Source organism: Stenotrophomonas maltophilia group sp. RNC7 (assembly GCF_030910085.1).
Classification (GTDB): Bacteria; Pseudomonadota; Gammaproteobacteria; order Xanthomonadales; family Xanthomonadaceae; genus Stenotrophomonas; species Stenotrophomonas sepilia.
In genome coordinates this window covers 1-394 of sequence record NZ_JAVFVN010000165.1, presented here as the reverse complement: position 1 = coordinate 394, position 394 = coordinate 1, and the positions used below count along the sequence as shown (strand labels likewise).

Annotated in this window: 1 protein-coding gene; it reads right to left on the bottom strand. The window is 33.5% G+C overall.

Features of this window, described 5'->3' with window-relative positions; translation table 11 throughout:
* The coding region (locus RCF13_RS02280) for a prealbumin-like fold domain-containing protein (protein ID WP_308140792.1) at positions 1-295 on the bottom strand (295 nt) is incomplete at its 3' end.
* Between the last annotated feature and the right edge of the window lie 99 nt (positions 296-394).

Below are 394 nucleotides of genomic sequence, written 5' to 3'. Positions count from 1 at the left end.
TGATCCCTTGGTTTATTTTGATATTCTGCAGTTTTATAATCTTATCTTTATTTTCAAGTACTAGAATGTCATTTCCCGCAGATAGTATAAATTCTTCATCCGACATTTTTATATGTCCGTCTGGTGCAGCTACTTCTTTTATAAAATAAGTACCATATCTGACATTTTCAAAGGTTAGAGTACCATCTGCTTTTGTACTGCCTTCTTGTATAATATACTCATTTCCAGCAATTTTCTTTATCAGCTGAAAATTTACACCTGCTAAAGGTATTTCATTACCAGTGGTTTGATCCACTCCAAACTTCTGAAGCTTAATGCTGCCCTTTGTAGAGGATGAAGTTGCATCTGAAAAACTAAAGGCAAATGAGTGATTTGTATTATACTTACTATCGTC